Annotated in this window: 14 protein-coding genes and 1 pseudogene; 4 read left to right on the forward strand and 11 right to left on the reverse strand. The window is 39.6% G+C overall.

All coding sequences use genetic code 11. The annotated features are described in order from the left end of the window. Positions 1–27 precede the first annotated feature (27 nt). Positions 28–1,398, reverse strand: coding sequence for a hypothetical protein (locus DC498_RS18605; RefSeq protein ID WP_116875657.1), 1,371 nt, complete (start codon positions 1,396–1,398; stop codon positions 28–30). A 550-nt stretch (positions 1,399–1,948) separates the two neighbouring features. Here DC498_RS18605 and DC498_RS18610 point away from each other — a divergent pair. The 3 genes from DC498_RS18610 to DC498_RS18620 all read left to right on the forward strand — a co-directional run bounded on the left by DC498_RS18610 (position 1,949) and on the right by DC498_RS18620 (position 6,742). Continuing rightward, complete coding sequence (locus tag DC498_RS18610; protein WP_116875658.1) at positions 1,949–4,591, forward strand: DUF7133 domain-containing protein; 2,643 nt, start codon at positions 1,949–1,951, stop codon at positions 4,589–4,591. Positions 4,592–4,784: 193 nt separating this feature from the next. After that, positions 4,785–5,915: a DmpA family aminopeptidase gene (locus tag DC498_RS18615; RefSeq protein ID WP_116875659.1), complete on the forward strand. Its 1,131-nt coding sequence runs from the start codon at positions 4,785–4,787 to the stop codon at positions 5,913–5,915. After that, entirely contained in the window at positions 5,912–6,742 is an 831-nt protein-coding gene (locus DC498_RS18620) for an aminotransferase class IV (protein WP_116875660.1), read from the forward strand. Before DC498_RS18615 ends, DC498_RS18620 begins: the two co-directional genes overlap by 4 nt. 78 nt (positions 6,743–6,820) lie before the next feature. Here the strand turns inward: DC498_RS18620 and DC498_RS18625 are convergent, their stop codons facing one another. The 4 genes from DC498_RS18625 to DC498_RS18640 form a co-directional block, all read right to left on the reverse strand. Then, entirely contained in the window at positions 6,821–8,344 is a 1,524-nt protein-coding gene (locus DC498_RS18625) for a RagB/SusD family nutrient uptake outer membrane protein (RefSeq protein ID WP_116875676.1), read from the reverse strand. A gap of 44 nt (positions 8,345–8,388) precedes the next feature. Next, positions 8,389–11,487 (reverse strand): SusC/RagA family TonB-linked outer membrane protein, encoded by a 3,099-nt coding sequence (locus DC498_RS18630; protein WP_116875661.1) that lies wholly within the window; start codon positions 11,485–11,487, stop codon positions 8,389–8,391. Positions 11,488–11,835: 348 nt separating this feature from the next. Then, a complete protein-coding gene (locus DC498_RS18635) occupies positions 11,836–14,673 on the reverse strand; it encodes a glycoside hydrolase family 78 protein (RefSeq protein WP_116875662.1) in 2,838 nt (945 codons plus the stop codon). A 67-nt stretch (positions 14,674–14,740) separates the two neighbouring features. Next, complete coding sequence (locus tag DC498_RS18640; protein ID WP_206197695.1) at positions 14,741–16,522, reverse strand: alpha-L-rhamnosidase-related protein; 1,782 nt, start codon at positions 16,520–16,522, stop codon at positions 14,741–14,743. Positions 16,523–16,682: 160 nt separating this feature from the next. Between DC498_RS18640 and DC498_RS18645 the strand changes: the two genes are divergently transcribed. Then, positions 16,683–17,210: a hypothetical protein gene (locus DC498_RS18645; RefSeq protein ID WP_116875663.1), complete on the forward strand. Its 528-nt coding sequence runs from the start codon at positions 16,683–16,685 to the stop codon at positions 17,208–17,210. Between the two features lie 123 nt (positions 17,211–17,333). On the opposite strand, the gene DC498_RS18650 is transcribed toward DC498_RS18645, so the two are convergent. The 6 genes and pseudogenes from DC498_RS18650 to DC498_RS18675 all read right to left on the reverse strand — a co-directional run. Continuing rightward, positions 17,334–18,713 (reverse strand): sulfatase family protein, encoded by a 1,380-nt coding sequence (locus DC498_RS18650; RefSeq protein WP_165813892.1) that lies wholly within the window; start codon positions 18,711–18,713, stop codon positions 17,334–17,336. 101 nt (positions 18,714–18,814) lie between these two features. Continuing rightward, entirely contained in the window at positions 18,815–19,102 is a 288-nt protein-coding gene (locus tag DC498_RS18655; RefSeq protein ID WP_116875665.1) for a DUF3817 domain-containing protein, read from the reverse strand. A 203-nt stretch (positions 19,103–19,305) separates the two neighbouring features. Then, complete coding sequence (locus DC498_RS18660; protein WP_133176899.1) at positions 19,306–20,283, reverse strand: discoidin domain-containing protein; 978 nt, start codon at positions 20,281–20,283, stop codon at positions 19,306–19,308. Between the two features lie 29 nt (positions 20,284–20,312). After that, positions 20,313–22,076: a RagB/SusD family nutrient uptake outer membrane protein gene (locus tag DC498_RS18665; RefSeq protein ID WP_116875678.1), complete on the reverse strand. Its 1,764-nt coding sequence runs from the start codon at positions 22,074–22,076 to the stop codon at positions 20,313–20,315. 36 nt (positions 22,077–22,112) lie between these two features. Further along, on the reverse strand, positions 22,113–23,579 hold the full coding sequence (locus tag DC498_RS18670; RefSeq protein ID WP_255415849.1) for a SusC/RagA family TonB-linked outer membrane protein: 1,467 nt from the start codon (positions 23,577–23,579) through the stop codon (positions 22,113–22,115). Positions 23,580–23,600: 21 nt separating this feature from the next. Further along, positions 23,601–23,707, reverse strand: a pseudogene (locus tag DC498_RS18675) (IS982 family transposase); the annotation flags it as partial.

Genomic DNA, 23,707 nt, shown 5'->3' on the forward strand with positions numbered 1-23,707 from the left:
CGCTTTTGTAAATATTAAATGTTGATTTTATTTACCAAGAACGATACTATGGATCAGGGCTGAATTATTATTTGTGCTTAACTGCTTTGTTGCTATAATAATTTTTAGCTGTTTTAGATTGCCCTTGTATTGTGCAGACTGATGTAATGGAATGTTGTAAGTATGTTGCTTTCCGTCTGATCGAAAATCAAACTCCGTACTGCACGCTTCTGCAAAATCTTTTCCGAAAGGCTTCCAGTATATTTTAATGGAGTGTGAGCCGGCGGGGTATGTGGCAGTAAACATCAGTACCGGCGCATCTTCCGCCTTCCACAATGTTACCGGGCCAATCATCACTGCATCTTTCTTCAATATAATATCTAACCCATTTTTAATCGGCCATCCCTTATCGGTAGTGCCCTGGTAATACCATTGCAAGCGGCTATCATTAAAATGGTATGCCGGTAATGATGTGTGATGGTGTGCATATACATATTCGCGTATCTGCTTAATATCCCCAACTATTAATGTATAGTTATAATCATAGGTAATATTATAGTCAAGTATATCAATACTATTGGGCGCTATATATGCGGTTGGTATATTTTTGCTGCCGCCTTCAAAGCTGCTGTCACCATAATATCCCCCTGAGAATATCTGCACGCTTTCATTCCACACACCCAGTCCCCAATCCTTATCATCTACATTAGCAGCCCAGCTTTCTGTTGCCTGCCAGTTTGCCCATTGTATAGTAGATGACTTTGGTGAATTATGATTTGCAATTAAACTCAGCGTATCATTGGCAAAAGGTTTATCGCCTCTGTAGGTGATCAGCCTGTGCCATGGCGCGTTGGTATAAACCGCAGGCAACTCTTGTCCTCTTGCAGCGTATTGCTGTTTATCAGGGCGATTGTTTACAATACGACTCTTTACACGTACAGCATTGCCGTCTAACGTTATCCAGCATTCATAAGTACATTCTCCCGGCACATTGTCCAAAGGCCAATGCATGGGTATACATTTTACATACAATGATATACCCGTATTTTTATGTGCAAGCACTTTGGATTTATTACCCGCAACATCGCCTGACTGAATGGGATTCCAGCCAATAAATGTCCAGGCTTTATGTGCTTTTTTACCATCCGGCTCAAAGGGCACCGGCCCGCTGTAAAAGGACATTTGCACCTGCCTGCCCCAATCCCAGTTATTGATGATGTTCTCATCCTTTACTTTATCAGATAAATATGTGATAGCGCCTCCAAGATTAAGATCAATGCCCAGTTTTATAAACCCGTTTTCTATATAGCTCATTTTCTCCACCCTGTCCAGCGGTACAACTGTTTGCGCCTGCAACGGTGCAGTATACACGAAAAAGATAATTTTAGCAAAGGAGATAATTTTAAAATCGGCTTTCATTACAAGCAATTTGTCGTTAGGGATTTTTAAAATTCCAATAAATCAAATCTATTAACACTAAACAGCACAACTATCCTGCACCCTCATGCAATCAAAACATTTTCGCATCATCGTGAGCCCGCCTGTATGAAGGTTGAATTGAAAGCATTTTATGGCGGGCGAAACAATCTCATATAAAAACCCGGATTGCTTTGCCGCGCAACAGGTTAATATTACAAGTTTGATTGTGCGACGCGCAATGACGAAAAAGAGGATAACAGATTTCCTCATCTGGAATTTTTCCCATCGTTAAAACATAGATTCCTCCTGCATCGGAATGACAAGCCGGAAAATACAAATTGAACAATAGTACTAATACTGAACAATTGAACTATTGCTGAACATATCTCTGTGGTCATACCTAAGGAGGATTTGCGATTTCTGATTGCCGGCAGCATTTCATCTGCGGGGGAATAATACATTGAGAAAACCTGAAATACACCTATTAATTTGAAATCTCTTCAAATTGCATATAATTCACTATTTTAACGCCCTTTAATTATTGTCGCTTATGACCAGAAATTTTATTTACGCTTTACTGGCAGCCGCTTTTCTTTCAGCCTGTAACAATGTTCCTGATTGTGAACCAAAAGAAAGAGACAAGGCTTTGCTTTCAATTGATTCGCTTGCTACAAAATCAAATTGGCCAAAAGACCTTGATATTATTGGCTTTGCCGGGCCGGATTTAACGCCGAGTCCCGCTTGTATAACTACCGCACCTTCAGGCGAAGTATATGTTGGAGTAGATATGATGGGCTCTTTGGGAAAAGCACCGGGCAGGGGACGCATTATTAAGCTGGTTGATTGCAATAATGATGGCATTGTAGACAGCCATACTGAATACGCAAAGGTTGATAACCCAAGAGGTATCATTTCTTTGGGAGATAAATTATATGTATTGCACACTGTATTTACAGATAGCCTGGCATCAGGAATGGACCTGGTTTTGTTTGAAGATAAAGATCATGACGGGCTTGCTGATGGTCCTCCCAAACCTATTGTAGAACATATCAGCAATGTAAACTTTATCAGAAGCCGCGGAACAGACCATGCAACAAACGGTATCCGCATGGGCATTGACGGCTGGATATATATTGCTGTTGGTGATTTTGGTTTTCACGAAGCTGTTGACAGAACCGGCAAAAAGCTTACCATGCTTGGCGGCGGTATTGTTCGGGTTCGGCCGGATGGCACAGAAATGGAAATATACACGCATGGCACCAGGAATATTTATGATGTTGCCATTGATCCTTATATGAATATTTTCACCCGCGATAATACCAATGATGGTAAAGGATGGAATATACGTTTCAGCCATCATATACAATCCGGCGAGTATGGATATCCGTTATTATTCAAACATTTTACAGAAGAAATTCTGCCGGGATTGGTAGATCTTGGCGGAGGATCAGGCACGGGTTCTTTGTTTATGGATGACCCCAATTGGCCTGCAAAATATAATAATGTGCCGATGATGGCAGATTGGGGAAGAAATGAATTGTATTTACATCGCGTAACACCATCAGGTCCGAGCTTTACACAGCAAGAAGAAGATTTTATTCAGCTTGCACAAATTACAGACCTGGATGTTGACGGATCAGGAAGATTATATATGGCTGCATGGAATGGCGCAGGATACACAGGAGACTCCAGCAAAGGCTTTGTTGTCAGGGCTGTTCCAAAAGGATGGACATACAAACCTTTTCCGAATATTCAGAAATTATCAATTGATGAATTAGGTGCTTTATTAAAAGCAGATGGCGCTGTAGCAAGACAAACCGCGCAACAGGAATTAATGGCCCGTGGCGGAGACAAGGCAACAGCAGCAGCATGGAAAGTTGCTGATGATAAAACGCTTCCGCTATATGCAAGAGTTGCAGGCATTTTTACCTATGCGCAAATTGCAGGCAAAAACGGAATTAAAAACCTTACGGAGCTCACCAATGATGCGGCAGTAAAAGAGTTTGCCTTGCGTGCACTGGCAGACAGAAAACCTTTTGTTGCCGATGTCCCTTCTGAGCCATTTATGAAAGCCTTAAGCGATACATCACAACGCGTAAAAGCAGCAGCGATCATTGGTTTAGGCAGACTTGGAAAAGCAGAAGCCGCAGAAGCTTTATTACAGACACCGGTTCCTGCATCTTTTACAGCGCCGGCAAAAGGAGTAGAAGGCCCGCATGCAACACCCAATGCGGATATTATACTTCCTCATCTTGCTGTTCGTGCGCTTGTACAACTCAATGCGGTTGACGCATGCATAAAGGCTGTGGGCGCTGATAATTCCACTATTGCATTATGGGCTTTACGTTACATGCACGATCCCGGAGCTGTTGAAGGATTAATTGCCGCGTATAATAAAACAGAAGACGCTTCTTTGAAAAGCCAGATACTTGTTACACTTGCACGCTTGTATAAAGAAGAAACACCTTATGATGGTTCGTACTGGTGGAGCACAAGACCAGATGATCATGGTCCATATTATCAAGCGGAAACATGGGCATCATCAGATCCCATCAAAAATCTGATGATGAATGAATGGAAGAAGGCGGATAAAAAGCAAAAGGAGTTTTATGCTGACCTGAACGGAAAATTCAGAATGGGCATTGATGAATTTGGCGGAAACGAGGAACTTGAAAAAGCAGAAGAAACAAAAATTGATTTGAATAAAATAAGAAACAAAAAAGGGCAAATAGGTCAAACATCTATTGAAGATGTGATGCTGGCAATGGATAAGATACAAGGTAATGCTGCCGATGGTAAAAGAATTTTTATACAACAGGGTTGCCCGGCTTGTCATAGTCTCAGTAAAAGTGAAGTAATGAAAGGTCCTTTTATGGGGCAGATTGGTTCTATCATGAGCCGCAAACAAATCGCGGAATCTATTCTTAAACCGAATGCCTCTATATCACAAGGCTTTTCTTCTGTAGCAATAACTACGAAAGACGGCAAAAGTGTAATGGGTTTTGTAACAGGCGAATCATCAGACAAGCTCACCCTTCGTGATATTACAGGTGCTGTTCATAACATCAATACAAAAGATATTAAAAGCAGGGAGGAATTAAAAACATCCATTATGCCACCGGGATTAGCCAATTCTCTATCGTATGAAGAATTTGCTTCGCTGATCACATTTTTATATCAACAGAAGGGATAAGATAGTGTAGGGTTTATGGTTTGTAGTTTAGGGGTACGCTAAACTACAAACCATAAACTTCAAGATAATTACCTGGATATTCTGAATATATTTGAAACGGGTTTCAATTCTTATAAAATTGAAACCCGTTCCTCATTTAATAAATCAATCCTGGTTTTTAACCTAACAACTATACCTTTATAACTTTATTATCATGAAGATAAAATTGATACTTATTCAACTTATATGTTGTGTTATTATCACTCAGGCGCAGGTATCTCAGCATCGCTTTCCGGTTAAAACCGGAATTTTACCCAGGGGAAAATACAATGCCATTACTGATGTAGAGGGAGTTTTGGTTGGGCAAAAAACATTGATCCGGGCTGATAGTATCAGAACAGGCGTTACGGTTGTACTTCCTCATAGCGGCAACCTGTTTCAGCAGAAAGTGCCTGCGGCAATTTATGTTGGTAATGGATTTGGAAAACTTGCAGGGATAACACAAGTAAAAGAACTGGGTAATATTGAAAGCCCTATCATTTTAACAAACACATTAAGCGTAGCTACTGCCATAAACGCAGGTATTACTTACACTTTGTCTCAAAAGGAAAATGCAAATATCTGGAGTGTAAATATTATTGCGGGCGAAACCAATGATGGGTACCTGAATGATATAAGAGGAAGACATGTTACTGAAAATGATGTGCTGGATGCTATAAAAGACGCAAAGACCGGGGAAGTTGAGCAAGGCAATACAGGCGCGGGGGCCGGTACTGTATGTTTTGGATTTAAAGGAGGTATTGGCACGGCGTCAAGAGTACTGCCCAAAGTTTCAGGCGGATATACCGTAGGCGTGCTTGTACAAACCAATTATGGAGGCGTACTTGAAATAGCGGGTGTTCCTGTAGGAAAAGAGTTAGGCAAATATTATTTGAACGACGAGCTGAATAACAACGTTGACGGGAGCTGCATGATTGTAGTTGCTACCAATGCCCCGCTTAACGCAAACAATCTTGAAAGACTTGCCAAACGTGCTTTTATGGCGTTGGCAAAAACAGGGGGAATTGCCAGCAATGGCAGCGGAGATTATGTAATTGCTTTTTCATCTGCCGATAGTGTTCGTATTCCTCATTCAGCTACTGAAAAATTATATACTGCCTCAACAGTATTCAATGATGATATGTCTCCACTTTTTCTTGCTGCTATTGAAGCAACCGAAGAAGCAGTGATCAATTCATTATTCGCTGCTAAAACAATGAAGGGCCGCAATGGGCATGTTGTTGAAGCATTGCCCAAAGAGCAGGTGATTTCTATTTTGAAAAAATACAACAGGTATCAGCCATGAGTTGGATATACATTAATGATCATTTTTTAGAAGAAGATAAAGCTGCGGTTAATGTAAATGATCTTGCCGTACAAAGAGGATATGGTGTATTTGATTTCTTCAGAACACGTGACAATAAACCTTTGTTTCTGGATGATTACCTTGACAGGTTTTTTAATTCTGCAAAAACGTTGTTTATTTCCCTTCCTGTTAACAGGGAGCAATTAAAAAACGTGATCTATGCCTTAATCGGGAAGAATAACATCCCGGAAAGCGGCATACGAATAACAGCAACCGGCGGCTATTCACCCGATGGTTACACACCAGCCCAGGGTAATCTCATTATACAACAGCAGCCTTTAATACCGGTTTCAGAAGAAAAAAAAGAACATGGTATAAAAATCATTACACATGAATATATGCGTGATCTGCCAGCCGTTAAATCTATCAATTATGTAATGGGAGTATGGTTGCAAAAGCAGGTAAAAGAAAAACAGGCGGATGATGTATTGTATGTTAAAAACAATCTCATAACGGAATTTCCAAGATCAAATATATTTATGGTAAATGGCGGAGGGAAATTATTAACACCGGCAAACAATGTGCTTGCAGGTATTACCCGCAAAAAAGTTTTAGCCTTAGCTCCTGAAATTTTACCTGCGGCCACTGCCGATATTCCTTTACACGAACTGAAAAACGCGGCTGAAGTATTTATGACAAGCACTACAAAACGCATTTTACCTGTAGTTGAAATGGATGGAATAAAAATCGGAGACGGAAGACCAGGTGCAATAACAAAGGCGTTATATAAGCTTTTTACTCAAATGGAAGAGAGGACAATAAAATAGCCGGATAAAAAACCCGGCAAAGATCCGAAGATTTTTGCCGGGTTTAAAATTAATAGCCCCAGTTGAAAACAGGTTTTATTAGAAATAAGGTGATAATGCGGACTCATCAGCCGGTAACCCGTAATACGGGTCTAAAATAGTAAAAGCATTATTGGGTGGTACAGCCCCATCAGGAAAATAGTAGTCCTTAGGGTTAGCTTTAATCCTGGCTCCGTATGGAACAATAATTTCCTGTATCCTGTTAGTTCTCACAATATCAAACCAACGCTTATTCTCAAATGCCAGCTCTACTCTTCTTTCTTTAAAAATAGCCTCCCGCATATCTGCTTGTGAAGATGCAGAAGTGTTTGCCAGACCTGCGCGGTTACGCACCAAATTCAGGTAATCATCTGCATCGCCGGGTCTGTTTTGTTCATTGATCGCTTCTGCCAATGCCAACAGCACTTCTGCATACCTGTATACCGGCCAGTTGTTACCGGTATTTCCATGCACTGAATGTGGTTTCGCAAATTTTTTGATATAAGGATACACTTTATTGTCTCTCAGGCTCTGGCTAAGTGTAACATAAGCTATAGAAGCATCCTTTCTCTGATCATTAGCTTCGTATGCCGCAATAATATCTGGTGTAGGGATATTATTACCTTCTCCTGACAGATCCTGTGGATTAGAAGTTTGTGTAATAGGCTGCAGCTCTCCTTTTGTCATTGGTCGTGGAAGAAAATTATATATAAGACTACCGTTATATCCTGCAGCCCCTTCCATGTATTGCACTTCAAAAACAGATTCTGCATTATTCTTATTGTCAGAAGTATTTGAAAATGCTTTATCATAAGTGGGCATCAGATTATATTCTCCGCTGGTTACAATTTCTTTTAAAACAGTTTCTGCTTCAGGATATTTTTTCTGCCACAGGTATAAATCGCCTAACAGCATTTTAGCACTGCCTGAGGTTACCCTGCCCGGTTCCTGTGAAGATTTAGGCATCAGCAAATTAGCGGCTTCTTTCGCATCGGCTTCTACCTGCGCATATAATTGTTCTTTACTGGCTAGTTCTGCCGCTGCCTCTAACCTGTTTCCTACAACAGTAAGGTGTAACGGAGCAGTACCAAAATAACGTACCAGTTCAAAATAAGCAAAGGCTCTTAAGAATAATGCCTGACCTTTTAAATTGGATTTTGACGCAGCATCAAAATCTACACCATCAATAGCTGCCAGTATCTGGTTGGTACGGGCAATGATCTGGTAGTCCAGCCTGTACTGGTTTAACACATGTCCGTTGGTAGTAAGCGTAATGCCTGAAACCGAACTGGCGGAATTTGGCATGGCAAAATCTGCCACATTTTCTGTAGCATCTACCGCGCCAAATAAAATATTACGGGGATAGTAGGTGTTATCAGAATGCATTTCACCCAATACCCATGACCTGTCATTAAAAATTGGTCTTAGTGGAACATATGCAGCATTAACAGCCTGTTTAAAATCTGATTCATTTTTAAAAAATGTTTCAGATGTTAATGCTGTTTCTGGTTTCAGGTCCAAAAACTTTTTGCACCCGGCAAATATTGCTGCTGAAAATATGATTATTGCTATCTGCGATTTCATTGCTCTTAGTTTAATTTTAAAGAATTCCATTTAACTCAATCAGTCTAGAAATTAAGATTAAGTCCCAATGTATATGTACGCGGAACAGGATAGTTGGACAGATCAACACCCTGACTCAGGTTACCTCCATCGCCATTACCATCTCCCTGTGCACTTGTTTCAGGATTAGGACCACCCCAGTAGTTCGTAAATACATATGCCTGTTGAATGGAAGCATATATTCTCGCAGATTTAATTGCCTTGCTTTTTATTCCAACATTATATCCGAGGGTAATATTTTTGATCGTAAAGAATGAAGCGCCATCAATAAAGCGGCTGTTCATCCAGTCTCTTTCTATACCGGTATAGTTACCGCCGCCAACAGTAGTTCCAAAAAATCCTTTACCTGGATTTTCAGGTGATCTGAAACGGTATTTTGCTTCCTCTACCATATTAAATACGCCGTCAAGATTTGCAGTGCTGTACAAATGGCGGATCAATAATTTATTACCGTATGAACCAGATCCAACAATAGTAAAATCAAATTTTCCATATTGAATGGTATTGGTAATACCATAAATAAATTTAGGAAATGGGCTACCTATAATGGTACGGTCATCATTATCACCTCCATAGGTAATCTTTCCATCTTTATTCAAATCCAGCAACTTAATGGTACCCACATTTGAACGTCCGGGCACCTGTGGAGAATTATCAAGATCCTGCTGGTTCATATATACGCCATCTGCAATCAATCCATAAAACTGCCCGAATGGTTTACCCACCTGGGTGATATGGAAGGTGCCGTATACCCTGTCAAGCCCTTCAGCAAGCGCAATAACTTTATTACGGTTGAAAGAAATATTAGCATTGGTGGTCCAGCGGAATTTATTGGCATCAATATTTATAGTATTTATTGCGAACTCATGTCCCCAGAATCTTATCTGTCCGATATTATCGTTGTAATTGGTAAACCCGGACTCCTGTGCAATCTGAACACTATACAAAAGATTGGTAGTGTTTTTCAGGTAATAATCATAGATGAATTGTATCCTGTTGTTGAGAAATCCAAGGTCTAACCCTATATCAAATTGCTTGGTTGTTTCCCATGTAAGTTTTGGATTAGCAAGAGAAGTGACAGCTGCGCCAGTAGCTACAGTAGAGCCAAATACAGCATTAATGGTATTATTCACCAATGCATACTGCGTATAGTTCCCGATATTATTATTACCAATCACTCCATAGCTGGCACGCAGCTTCGCGAAGTTTATGGATTTGATACTGTTAAAAAAGTTCTCGTCTGAAATAACCCAGCCTAAAGAAGCCGATGGGAATGTACCCCACTTATTAGCGCTGCCAAAACGGGAAGAACCATCGCTACGTATAGCAGCGGTTAATAAATATTTACCTCTGAAGTTATAAGTTAATCTTGAGAGATATGATACAAGCGACCATTCATTATACGCGTTATTCGTTCCGCCTCTGTTTATATTGATAGCGCCCTGCAGTGTCGGCAACCTGTCATCAGTATAAGTATCTGCCTGAATACGCGTTTGTTCTGCATAAAATTTTTGATTGGTAAACCCTGCCAGTAATTCAAAATTATGCTCACCAAAACTTTTGGCATATGTGGCAAGATTTTCATTCAATAAAGAACGTCCTTCAATATTTTGCCTGATAGATACCGCTGTAGTAGGCACTGGCACATTGATTGCGCTTGTGGCAGTAGATGGATTAAAGAAGAAAAACTTGGAGGAAAAGTTTTCAACGTTAAACGTAGATTTTAGGGTTAACCCTGCTATTGGCTTGTATTGTATATAAGCATTACCAACAAGATAATTATACTTTGTTTCATTTACCAGTTCATCCGCTGCTCTCACCCAGTTGGGATAGTTAAAGATATTACCTGTGCTGCCCGGAAAGTTGTTATACAACGTGAGTTCACCATTGGCATCACGGATAGGCATCACCGGCCAGGTGTGTAATGCATTAAATAAAATCCCTGTACCCCTGTCTCCGTCTGTTCTTGGCGTATTATCAAATACATAAGACGGGGCAATATTAAAGCCAATCTTCAGATTATCAGTAATTGAGTATTCTGTGTTCATCCTGAAAGAAAATCTCTTGTATTCGTTATTTAATACAACGCCCTGTTGATTAAATACGCCGGCAACAATTGAGGTGCTTAATTTATCTGTATTGGAATTAATAGACAGACTATAGCTTTGTATGGGGGCCTTTCTTAATAAAGCATCATACCAATCATTGTTTTTGTCTCTGTACTCAGAAGGGTTTTGAAACTCAACCGGAACAGGCTGACCTGCATCTTCGTAATATTCCTTTTTAAACTGTGCGAATTCTTCAGCATTCATCATTTTTATGCGCCCTTTTTTAGGCACTTCCTGTATACCGCCATACACACTTAATCCAACAGTTGTTTTGCCTTTCACTCCTTTTTTTGTAGTGATGAGCACAACACCGTTTGCAGCTCTTGAACCATACAATGAAGTAGATGCCGCATCTTTCAATACTGATATATCATCAATTTCATCAGGGTTCAAATTGGAAATGTTGCCCGTAATCGGGAAACCATCAACAACATATAGTGGATCACTACCCGCAGTTACAGACACCTGCCCACGAATCCTTACAGACATACCTTGTCCAGGCTTACCGGTGGTTTGGTTTATCTGTACACCCGCAAGTTTACCCTGCAACTTCTGCGTCATCTGTGATACCGGAATATCTTTAATTTCTTTAGCGTCAATATTCTGAACGGCGCCGGTTACATTTCTTTTTGTCTGGCTGCCATAGCCTACAACCACAACCTCTCCTAAACCCTTTGCATCTATCGCGAGAGATGCATTCACTTCTGAACCTCCTCCTATCGCCACTTCTTTTTCAAGGTATCCAACATAAGAAAAAACAAGTATTTTTCCATTTTTTACATTCAATGAGAATTTTCCATTAGGATCTGTTTGAGTGGAAATTCTTGTGCCTTTTACATGCACTGTTACCCCGGGGATTCCTGCAGATGAGGCTTCATCTGTAACCGTACCGGTAATTGTCCGATCCTGTGCATATGCACAGCATACGATCAGAGACATCGCAACTACAATAGTTGAGATACATTTAACGTAATAGTTAATTTTCTTTTTCAGCATGGCAATTTTTATTAGTATGAAAAATAGAAACCCTTCAGAAGTATTAATGTGATAATCTTCTGATTAATAACAGATGAGCTTTAAGCTAATAAAGTCAGCAAGAATTTGTAGAAGAGAACGGATATGTATTGTGTAAGGATAAAAATCAAATTGCTTACAAAAGCTCTCTCTGGCAAAAAATAAGATGGAAATTATTCAACAAAATTTCAGGAAGAAGAAATTACTTTTCTCATATCAGGCAGTTTTAGTCGTTAATAATATTTCAATCGTTTTTTAAACGTGTTAAACAAATGTAAAAATGACATTTTACTTGACCATCCTGTTCTATGCTGGTTTTGTAGATGTTTTTTACTCGTTTATCATGATATTATGGTTACCCGACCCAAGACTTATACTAATGAGCTCTTCTATCTTCCCGGTGCTGCGATGATTAAATTCATTAATTGGCCTGTTATTGATACGAATGTGTTTAGCGGGAGCGGAAGGTATTACAACCTCAGCATCTGTATTAACAGGAACGGATACACGAAGTATTAATTTTCCATTTTCTTTCTTCCATGATGACCGTATTTCACCGTTAATGGAGTGATACGATGCATTAACATAATTTATTCCCGAAGAGGCTATTTCCGGTTTAATGATAAATGTTCTGAACCCTGCATCTGCTGGACTAATGCCTGCCATGTTCTGAAACATCCATTCACATACCGCACCAAAGGCATAATGATTGAATGAGTTCATGCTTGCATTATGCCTGAACCCTTCTCCTTTAATATAACTATCCCATCTTTCCCAAATGGTGGTAGCACCATTCACTACTTCAAAACCCAGGGAAGGATATGCCGTATCTTTCAACAACATATAAGCCAGCTCACTGTTATGTGTAGCCGAAAGTGCGGGAAACATGGGTTTGAAGCCCAAAAAGCCGGTACTGATCTGGTTATTATTTTCCGCAACCAGCTCTTTTAAATAATTGCCTGCTTTTACAACATTATCTTCGGATAGAATTTGCAGGTATATAGCGTTGGCATATGCCGTTTGTGTATGTCCTGAAAAACCGAGACTTCCATCTACATATCCTTTCCCATCGCCATATGCAGCCGCATTTGTTTTTAATTTTCCATCGGTATCCATATAATGAGCAGCAAAGGCAGTTTTAATTTTTTTTGAGATATTCCTGTAATGTTCAGCCTTTTCCATATTTCCAATACCGTCTGCCATTTCCGCCATCAATAATGCGCAATAGTTATAGTACATAGTTGCCAACATGTCTGGTGGTGTTTTTTTACCTACTGAAAGCCAGTCGCCAAAACCTCCCTTTGGATCTACTTCTTCAAAACTAGCTTCAGGAAAAACATATTTTCCTTTGCCCTTTGTTTCAAGAAAGCTCATATATTTTTCCATATATGGCCATGCTTCTTTTATGATTCTTGTATCTCCATACATTTTATAAATATTGTAAGGGCATACAATACCAGCTTCTGCCCAACCCGGCGAATAGGTATCTGACTTACGGATGGTTGCCACACCGTTTTCAGAAGGTATAGGCGCGTATACGGGATATGCGCCATTGCTCCACTGCGCATCGTTCAGATCTGTTATCCATTTTGTATGAAAGGCTGCGATATCATTATTAAATGCTGCGGAACGCATATATATCTGCGCATCGCCCGTCCAGCCAAGACGTTCGTCCCTTTGCGGGCAATCGGTTGGTATATCAACATAATTAGAGCGTTGCGTCCACACAATATTTTTATACAGTTGGTTCAGCATGGCATTATCGGTTTCAAAATTTCCTGCAGTTGGTGTAGCGGAACTTAACACCATACCCTTTATGTCATTAACCGATGGCTTATGGTTTAAACCTGATAATTCAGCATAACGAAATCCATGATAAGTAAATGCAGGCATCCATGTTTCCGGCTTGCCTTCACCTTTAAAAATATATGTGTCAGTTGCCCTTGCACGGCGAAGATTTTCTGTAACCAGCCTTCCATCTGTATGCAACATTTCACCATATCTCAGCACAACGCTATCTCCTCTATTTCCATTTAATGTAAATTTTATCAATCCTGAAAAATTCTGTCCAAGATCAATAATATATTTTCCATTATTTTCAATTACAGACAATGGTTTCAGCTCTTCAATAATTTTTACCGGGTTGCCTGGATATAATTGTAAAAGAGCCGCATTTTTATTATCTGTATATACCTGCTGCCATTGGGCGTCATCAAAACCTCCTGTATTCCATCCTTTCCATTCACGTCTCGCATCATATCTTTCCCCATTAAGTATATCTGCCTCACGTATTGCACCAGAAGAAGCTTTCCACGAGCCATCTGTTATAATCGTTTCCTTTCGTCCGTCTTTGTATTCAATCTCTACCTGGGCCTTCAGGAGGGGAACCTTTCCATAAAAACCATAGGTAGTTGGTGAACCTACCAGTAACGCATACCCCAAATAACCGGCGTACCATCCATTTGCAACAATTGCTCCCAATACATTTTTCCCCTTTGTTATGTCCTTTGTTACATCATATACGTTATAATAAACTCGTTTATTATAATCAGTCCATCCCGGAGCAAAATAGTCATCCCCTATTCTTTTACCATTAATGTAAAACTCATATATCCCAAGCGATGAAACATACAGGTTTGCTTTTTTAATTTCATTTATTACTTGTGCTTCCTTACGCATATATGCAGCAGGAGGTAAATGATATTCCTTATCTATCGATTCATTATTTAAATCAAATCCTATCCACGAAGCTTTCCAATCCGATTGTTTCAAAAGCGCTGTACTAAAGCTTGCAGCCTTGCTCCATTTGCCCGCAACCCCTTTCTTATCCCAACTGCGAACCTTCCAATAATACTTTTTGTCAGACTGCAGTAACTTACCGTTATACTCAACCTGGTTAGTTATATTGTTATTTACTTTTCCTGAAGTCCACACATCACCTTTGTTAGATTGTAGTATCTGTTCAGAAGATGCTACAATAAGCTCCCATGCAGTTTGCACCTGGTTATTAACCGAGGATGTTAACTCCCAGCTAAATCTTGGTTTTTCCACATCCGTAAATGCATTGGGCTTATATTCCACCCTTAGATTTACTGCTGCAATATCTGACTGAGCATAACTCATTAAGGCCAACAATGCGGCAACTGTAAGCAGAAATATCTTTTTCATAATTATTTATTTTATACAAGGCCCTGGCCGAAGACAGTTAGAGTAGGGTCAACCTGCCTGCTATATACTACTTTATTACTTTTATGCCTTTAGGCGCATTGATAACAGTATTCACTTTTCCATCCGCCAATTTTGTATGCTTAACCTTAACGATACCGAGAGGTGTTGGAAAAGTACCTTCAGCAAATTGCAGATCGCCGAGATGGGGCTGCACTTTAATTACCTTACAACCGGGCGCCATCACTTTTATACCCAGCACATGTTCGGTTAGCCATGGTGTTGGCCCGGATGCCCATCCATGACTTAAACTATGCCTGAATCCTACATAACAATAACCGCCATAATCGCCATGAATATCTTTTTGCCCAGGCTTTGGCAATTCATCAATACGGGAAGCGTTAGGCAACCAGTCCAGATTAAAATCTTCCCAGAAGGTTGTAGCACCAAGCCCAAGCATTGCGCCCCAGTATTCTCGAATAGCGTCTATGGCTCCCTGGTAGTCGCCTGCCAAGGCTTTTGCCTGCAACATATAGTAACCATAAAAAGTAGAAAAATTATGCGCACCATTTACGCTCAGGATATCTTTATTAGCCTTATCAGCAGGCATTAACCCGGTGAGCGCCATTAAAGCCGCCGCCTGTTTTGAATTATTGGCATCAGGCACATATGCTTTTAAACGGGCTACAGCAGCTTCGCTTTTTTGCGCAGCGGCAGGTTCATTCAATATTTTACATAACTCCGCACCGGCAGTTAACGACCATACCATCATTGCCTGTAAACCTGCATCAACGCCTTTTGCATTTTCGCTTGAGGGCCAATCTAAAAATCTTGTTCCATCCAATGTTTCTTTTCCGTTGTTATCAATTTTAGTAATGATATGATCAATCAGCTTAAGGAGATAGTCTTTTTGCTGCTGCAGGTAATTTAAATCACCGTTATGCATATACCAGTCACGATGAATAATGATCCACCACATAGAATAGGTGCTGATACCATTCATCCAGTTGGGAATGGGTGTTATATCTCTTGACAGGTCGAGGCTTTTGGAAACAACATCATTATTACCAAATACCGTTGCTATAGTTGATGTTTCAGGATGCATGTCTCCTACCCACACCAAGCGGTCACGCTTAATACCGTCCCATAAATAATCCTGCATATTCAGATGAACGGTATAGGCTCCTGTCATCCAGATTTTATTCAGCAAAGTATCACTACTATTAAATGAGCCGAGATAAGGGATATCCCTGAAAGTAAAAATGGCTCTTACCTCTTTTAATTGCAATTCCACATTTGCATCTAACATATCAATACGAACAAACCTGAATCCGGTATTGCCAATCTCCAATTTTCCCAGCCAGGGCACTTCAACAATCATATCACGCATGGCGTGATCGTTGGTAGCGTTTTGCTTTGGCTCTATATCGCTCATGGCTTCACTGGCAGATTCACCAAAACGAACACGAAGCTTTACAGGTTTATTACCAGGATACATACCGGTTACAATCTGCAAGCCGCCATGCAGTTCCCTGCCAAAATCAAATAGCAATGCAGGCTTAATGCCCCAGGTGCTTTTAAGTACGCACATATCCCTGTTGGCAAGATCAGCCTGCCCGTTACCAGGCTTTAATAATCTTTGCGCGTTTTTAATCTGCTCTCCGGCATTTTCCGTTTGCCAGAGTATTTTTTGTGGAGAAAGATAGCGGATAACGGTTTCAACAGATTGTGCAGTTGCTGCAGTTGCCTGGTCAAATACCGGTGGTAACTGCGCATGCATTGTTGAACTGAATACTATGCTGAAAACAAAAAAAGAAAAAAGGAATTTTTTAGAGCGAATAATATACCTCATGGCAATACAATTTCGCCGTCAAGGTAAAGGCAAAAAAGAAAACGTTCATCCTGTGCTATCCTGATGAATGCAGGTGAGAGCAGGAAATAAGTTTGGAATTATAATTATTAATTAATTTGGGGCAACAACAAATAATCAACCCGGTTGTTGAACCCCAATTATGAAACATCCAGTTTATAGCGAAATGCAGCCGCAGTTAATAAAAACGCTTGGGCTTTACCAGGTAGCTGGAGGTTTAGTTGGAATAATAATTATAGTTTGGGGAATCTTTAAAAACGGTACATTCAGCTTACAGGTTCTGTTAATGTATTTGTTGGTTATTCTCTTTTTTGCTTATTCTATTTATGCAGGAATATGCTGTCTTTACAATAAGAAAAATGCTTTACAGGTCTCACTTATAAACCAACTGCTTCAATTGTTCAGTTTTGCTGTTATGGGTTACGCCTTTAAATATGCATCAGGTATATATTTATCCATAGGAATTGATTTTACCGATTCATATGATTTCAGTGTTGGCGCAGGAATTTCTTCATTTACCTTCAATTTCAATATTGAAACTGAAAGGCTTGAAATAGAAATTAATTTAATAGCGCTTGCACTTATTTTATGGATCGATCGTCTCATAAAAAAGACAAAGGTAAAAGCAGAGGTAAAAGCAATTAATACAATAGGAAATACGCAGGTGTAGCGGTTGCTTTAATAAGTATTTCATCAGTCAAATGCTAAAATCCATACTCCCCCTATCAGGAACTTTTATGCTCCATCGTAGCAGCGTTTACAAACAATCCCCGAAAGGAGTAAGCACGGCAATCTATTTAGCTTCCTGTTTCAGATAATTATATCTTTCTCTCATTTGAGCTAACTGCTTTTTATACTTCTTATCTGAAGCAAGATTTTTAGTTTCGTGAGGATCATTTTTTAAATCATACAATTCTTCGTAACCGTGCTCTGTATATTGCAGATACTTAAATGTAGTTGAAACTACGCCTTCTACCTTTGGCAACCGCGGACTGCCTAAAAATGTATGTTGATAAAAGAAATCATCACGCTTATATTTTCCATCCATAATATCAAACAAACTTTTGCCCTGCATACCCGGCAATGCTGAAATACCTGCCAATGATAAAATGGTCGGCGCAATGTCAACATTCAATACTATACGATCATCTTTTACACCCTTTAGCTGCTTACTGCCGGGATGATATAATAACAGGGGTACGCGGATTGATTCTTCAAATCCATACCACTTACCCTGAAGTCCGTGCTCTCCCAGGCAAAAACCGTTATCACCCATAAAAATAATGACAGTATTCCTGTCTATGTTCAATTGCCTTAGGGTATGTACTATCCTGCCAACAACGTCATCAACACCACTTATCAAACGGTAATAACTTTTTACTGTTTGCAGGTATAATGCGTGAGTAGAAAACAACGGTTTCCATCTTTCTCTTCCTATATTGTTGTCTGTTCTAAAAAAATCAGGAAAGCTGTTCCAGTATTTCAGGCCTGCTGTCAATGGTTCCGGAATATTTACATCACTATATAAATTCAGAAATTTTTGCTGTACCGGGTATGTTGGCGGATGGCCATCTAACTCATGCGGCGCTTTAAAACTTATGGAAAGACAAAATGGTTTTTCTTTGCCTGCATATTGCTGCAAAAAATCGATTGCTGAACTTCCTACGCTATCCGTGTTATGCACAGGCTTACCGTTACTATCATCCAGGTAATATTTTTGGTCAAAGTCCATTGAACAATTCCAGTAATCAAATAAAGCAGCAGCAGGTAATTTAGCACCCACACCAAACTTTCCTATAAAGCCAACATTATACCCTGCACTGCGCAACAGCAAGGGATAGGTTTGCTGAATGGCAGCATCACTAAAAGGTGTTGCAAAATCTTCAATTTTATGACGGGACATATACTGCCCGGTTAATATACTTGCCCTGCTTACACAACAGATAGCTGTAGTAACATACGCATTGCGAAATAATACACCGCGCTGTGCAATAGAATCAATATTAGGAGTGTGAATAATATTATTACCTGCCGCACCTAATGCATCATACCGCTGATCGTCTGTAAGAATAAAAATAATATTGGGACGTGAGTGATGCTCTTTTTCCTGTGCAAAGCTATCTTGAATAAAAAAAGAAATCAATACTGATAAGCCAAGTATATATTTTTTCATATGTATTAAGCTCCTGCTAATATACATATATACGTAACATCAATTATCCTGCGCTTACCTGGTAAGCGATGTATAAAACAACACACAAAAATGCAGCAATCCTATTCTTCTTTTTTTAATCGTATTTCTACAACAAAGGGCATAAAGGGCAATAATGAAGCGATAAAAAAAAGTAAACACCTCTTAACGCTCCATTTGTATCTTACCCAACAGGCTATCAGCCAGCCAACATATGCAATAAACAATACCCCATGCGCCCAGCCTACGTATTTAACAGCAGCAGGCTGATTAAAAAAATATTTCAGCGGCATAGCGATAAACAACAACAATATATAAGAAACGCCTTCGGCAAATGCAATTTTTCTGAATGTATGCAAGGTAGATGACATAAGAATGAATATGCTTTATATAAAGCGCAAATGTAAATTTATATTAACTACCAAGTCTGTCTTTTTAAGTTAAAAGATCAACATTCTATTCTATGTTATCATGTTTGAAATTAAATACAACAGCATGGTAATAAACAAAAAATCTCACAGACTCCACTCTGTGAGATTTTTTGTTTACTAACTTTTATTAAACTATATGCAAATTAAAAAGCTTTTAACTCTGCCAGATGTGTATAATTAGCTCCGCCAAACATAGCGGTAACAATCATTTTAAAATACTTCGCTTCTTTAAATCCTGAGGTTAGGAAAAATTTTTGTTCGCTGTTCGTATTTTGTAAAGTAAATGTTTGTGCAGTTTCCCAATCTGTACCATTCATGCTGGTTTCAATAGTTATTGTTTGGGGTTTGCCTGCATTACTGCTTTGCCTGCCTGTAAAAGAAAAGCCATGCAAAGTTTTTGTTTCGCCCATATCAATCGCAATATAATGCGGAGGACCAGGGGATGAATTAGCCCAGGCAGAATGCCAGAAAGTACTTGTTTTACCATCAAGCGTATGAATTGCCAGACCTCCATTATCCGGGCCTTCAGCAGGTTCTTCAGATGATACTTCTATTACTTCCCAGTTGCTTCTGTCATATTCCTGGAAATCATCAAAAGAAAGCGAAGCCGTTACGACATAAAAAGTTGTTTTAAGGTTTTCGTTGATCTTAAAATCGTTGCTCTTTAAAGATAAACTTACCGGCAGGAGATAAGATTTAAATATATCCATATTTCCTTCGGATATCACTTTTATATCTAACGGTTGTGTTGCTAATGTACCAGCAGGAATTACAGCTGAAGTAGCTGCTAATGAATATGCACTTTGCGGTAGTAATTCATATTGTGTACCATACTGAAGGTTAAACGAATCAACCAGGTTTGATGCAACTGAAAAATCAACCTGTATATCCTTGCCAGGATAATTCAATCCACCATAATTCGCTCCATAAACAAATGCCTGCGCTTCACTGCCAAATTTCAGGTTAACTGCTATTGGGTTCTGCACAGCCAAAGGCATATATACCTGGTAATAGTCTTCAGCATTTTGCTCCGGCAAATCAGTGTCATCTTTAAGACAACCAACCACCGCAACAGTTAAGCATAAATATATACTGTATAAAAGGCTTTTATAGTTAATCATAATTGTATGTTTATTAGTTATCTGTTTCTTTACCAACCAGGATTTTGCACCAGCAATCTTCCTCTGTCAATTTCATATTGTGGTAATGGATAGAACATATATGCATCTCTCCATTGGCGCGGTGTTACCTCAGTACGAACAAAAAAGGCCGAAGCGTCTTTACCATTGCAGTTCATTCCATGCACCGGCTTCATAACATCTCTTGCAATTTTCCAGCGTCGCATATCAAACCAACGGTGTGATTCAAAGGCTAGCTCTATTCTGCGTTCCTGGCGGATTTTGTCCCGCATTTCAGATTGTGTGGCAGGAATTGGAAGCGCATCCGGGCCTGTTCCATACTGCGGAATACCTGCTCTTTCGCGTATAAGATTGATATACTTTAGAATCTCTGTTTGATTGCTGTTGTAATCATATTCATTCAGCGCCTCAGCATAATTGAGGTATATCTCCCCCAATCTTATCAATACATTCGGCCGGTTATACCATTGCCCTGTAATGCGGTTTGTATTCGGGCTTACATTTTTCCATACCAGGTAACCGGTTTTAGAATAATCTTCTGTTCCTTCATATCTTCCATCGGTGCCGCCGTTAAAAAAATTCAATCTGCGCGCTGTAATAATATTTCCTCCCTGTATCATGCGGTTATGATAGTTAACAGATGCATAAAAGCGCGGCTCCCTGTTTACATACATATTATATATATCATCAGTAAAACCATTTTCACTATATAATGAAGATTCAGTAATAGGCAATCCGTCTTTCATGAAGTATGCATCAACCATTTCCTGCGTAGCTCCCATGCCACACCATCCACCGGCAGCCCGTGGCATTGAGTGTACATCCCAGTCGGTAAGATTATTATTGCGTCTTGAAAAAATATTCTCACCGTTATATGCATCTAATAATATTCCGCGATATGATTCTACAGGATCTCCGGAAGCATGTTTATAAAGCGCATACAGATTAAGGTCAATCACCGCTTTATTTGCATCTGCTGCGCGTTTCCATTTTTCAGTATCATAAGCACCGCTGATCAGAGATTTGCCATCCTGGTTTTTAAAATTCGCATAATCAGCATTGCCATTAAATGCCGGACTTGCTGCATATAATAAAATCCTGGCTTTTAAAGCCAGCGCAGCTCCTTTTGTTGCACGCCCGTAATCTCTGTCTTCTGCCGGTGATGTTGGTAAAACTGCAGCAACAGAATCCAATTGTCCTGCTATATATTCCACGGATTCATCATAGCTGCTGCGTGGTATCTGGAAATCAGCGGTGGGAGCGTCAGGAGCTAACTCTTCATTGCCTAAAATAACAATGGGGCCGTACTGACGTAAAAGGGCAAAATAGCAATATGCTCTTACAAATCTTGCCTCTGCTTTATACTGATCAATACGTTGCTGTCCGTTCAATCTCAATATCTCTTCATTTCCATCAATATGATTTATGAAGTAAGTTGCTGAACGGATCCCTTTATACTGCTCTCCCCAAATATCAAAAGGCAGGCTGGTGGGGTTCCAGCTTCCGATATTAAGCTGATAAGTTGAATATTTTGCCCATGTAACATCCAGTTCATCGGTATTACCGCTAAACGGATTTACTGTCCATTGATTTCCCTGTTCACGTATATGACTGTAAACATTGGCCAGATATTCTTCAGATGCCTGCTTCTTTTGAAAAACTTCTTCTATTGTAACGCGGTCGTCCGGCACCTGGTCGAGAAACTTTTTACAACCCGAACTTAATAGTATTAAAAAAACGACTGCTGTATATGTTGATATATTTCTGAATTGCATAATAATCATTTAAAATTCAATAATGCTGTTAACTGATTATTTAAATCTTAATTCAACACCAAGGTTGAAAGATTTCAGGAGAGGATACTGAGCGCCCTTTCCATCTCCCAACTCAACATCCCACATTTTAAATTTGCTGAAGGTGGCTACATTATATCCTATAAAATAAATTCTTAACCCAGACAAACCTCCTTTATCAAACCACTTAGCTTTAGGCAGACTATAGCTTGCTTCCAATGTTTGCAGCCTGATAAACGATCCGTTTTTTATCCACCATGAACTGTTATTATAATTCATGTTTTCGTTAGAAGGATATGTGAGGCGGGGATAAATAACATTTTGACTCGGATTATCAGGCGTCCACCGGTTGGTAACTTCCTGTAATAAATTTCCCCTGTCGCCGGCTAATTGAAATGGTTGAAAACCTTCTCCATTTAAACGTACATCTACATTTCCCACTCCCTTAAAAAAGGCTCCAAAGGCAAAACCTTTCCAACTAATATTAAAGCCTGCGCCATATACTAATTCAGGTACCGCACCATATCCTATAGGCGCTTCATCATAAGAATCAATTTTGCCGTCTCCGTTCAGGTCTTTAAACTTAATATCGCCCGGCTTAACAATACCTGTTTGATAAGGGCTGTTTTCAATATCCTTTTCATCTTCAAATAAACCCAGGGCAATTAATCCAAAACGCTGATTCAGTTTTCTTCCGATCCTTTGCTGCCAGGGGTAAGGCCAGGCTGCATTAGCATCATCAATAATAACTGCACGGTTCCAGGTAAAATTAGTTCGTGCGCTTATCACCCAGTTCTTACCTAATGAAGTGGAGTATTCAACTGTACCATCAACTCCCCTGTTATGTATTACGCCGAGATTACCATAAGGATTACTACGCAAGCCTACATACAACGGCACATTTGACCGGCGCAGAAAGATTCCTGTTCTGTCTTCCTGGAAATAATCTACTACAATGGATAGATCGTTATTCAGCGTTTTCAATTCAAGCCCAATATTAGTTTTTGCTGCCTCTTCCCAGCTAACATCTACCGCATACTCAGATATATCCCTTCCATTATACCATACCTCGTTGTTGCGTCCAAAAGCATAACCATTGTTCCCTCCACCTACCTGGGCTATATAGCCAAAACGGTAGGAGTCGCTTATTTTATTATTACCCACTTTACCATAAGATCCTCTCACCTTTAAAAAGGTGATGACCTTGCTGATATCAGCAAAGAATTTTTCATTACTGACCACCCATCCCAATCCAAATGAAGGGAAAAAGCCATAGCGCTTATCTGGTGCAAAATTTTCCGCACCATTAAAACCAAAATTAGCTTCCAGTAAATACCTTGTATCAAAACCGTAAGTTACTCTTCCGGCTATACCCTGGTTACGGAATGGTATCGAACTGATGAAATCACCGGCGCGGGCATCTACAAAATCTGTTTGGTTATACAATATCATTCCGCTTATATCATGCTTCCCAAAACTGTTCACATAATTAATTCAAGTTGCTATTTAATCGGTAATTTTATTGAGTGTAAAGGCTAGAATAAACATCACCAGTTTTATCAAAAATCCTTTAAAAGTCACTGCATGAATTTTTCTTAGGAATAATCCTTTTA

The organism is Terrimonas sp., from assembly GCF_003075435.1.
Taxonomy (GTDB): Bacteria; Bacteroidota; Bacteroidia; order Chitinophagales; family Chitinophagaceae; genus Agriterribacter.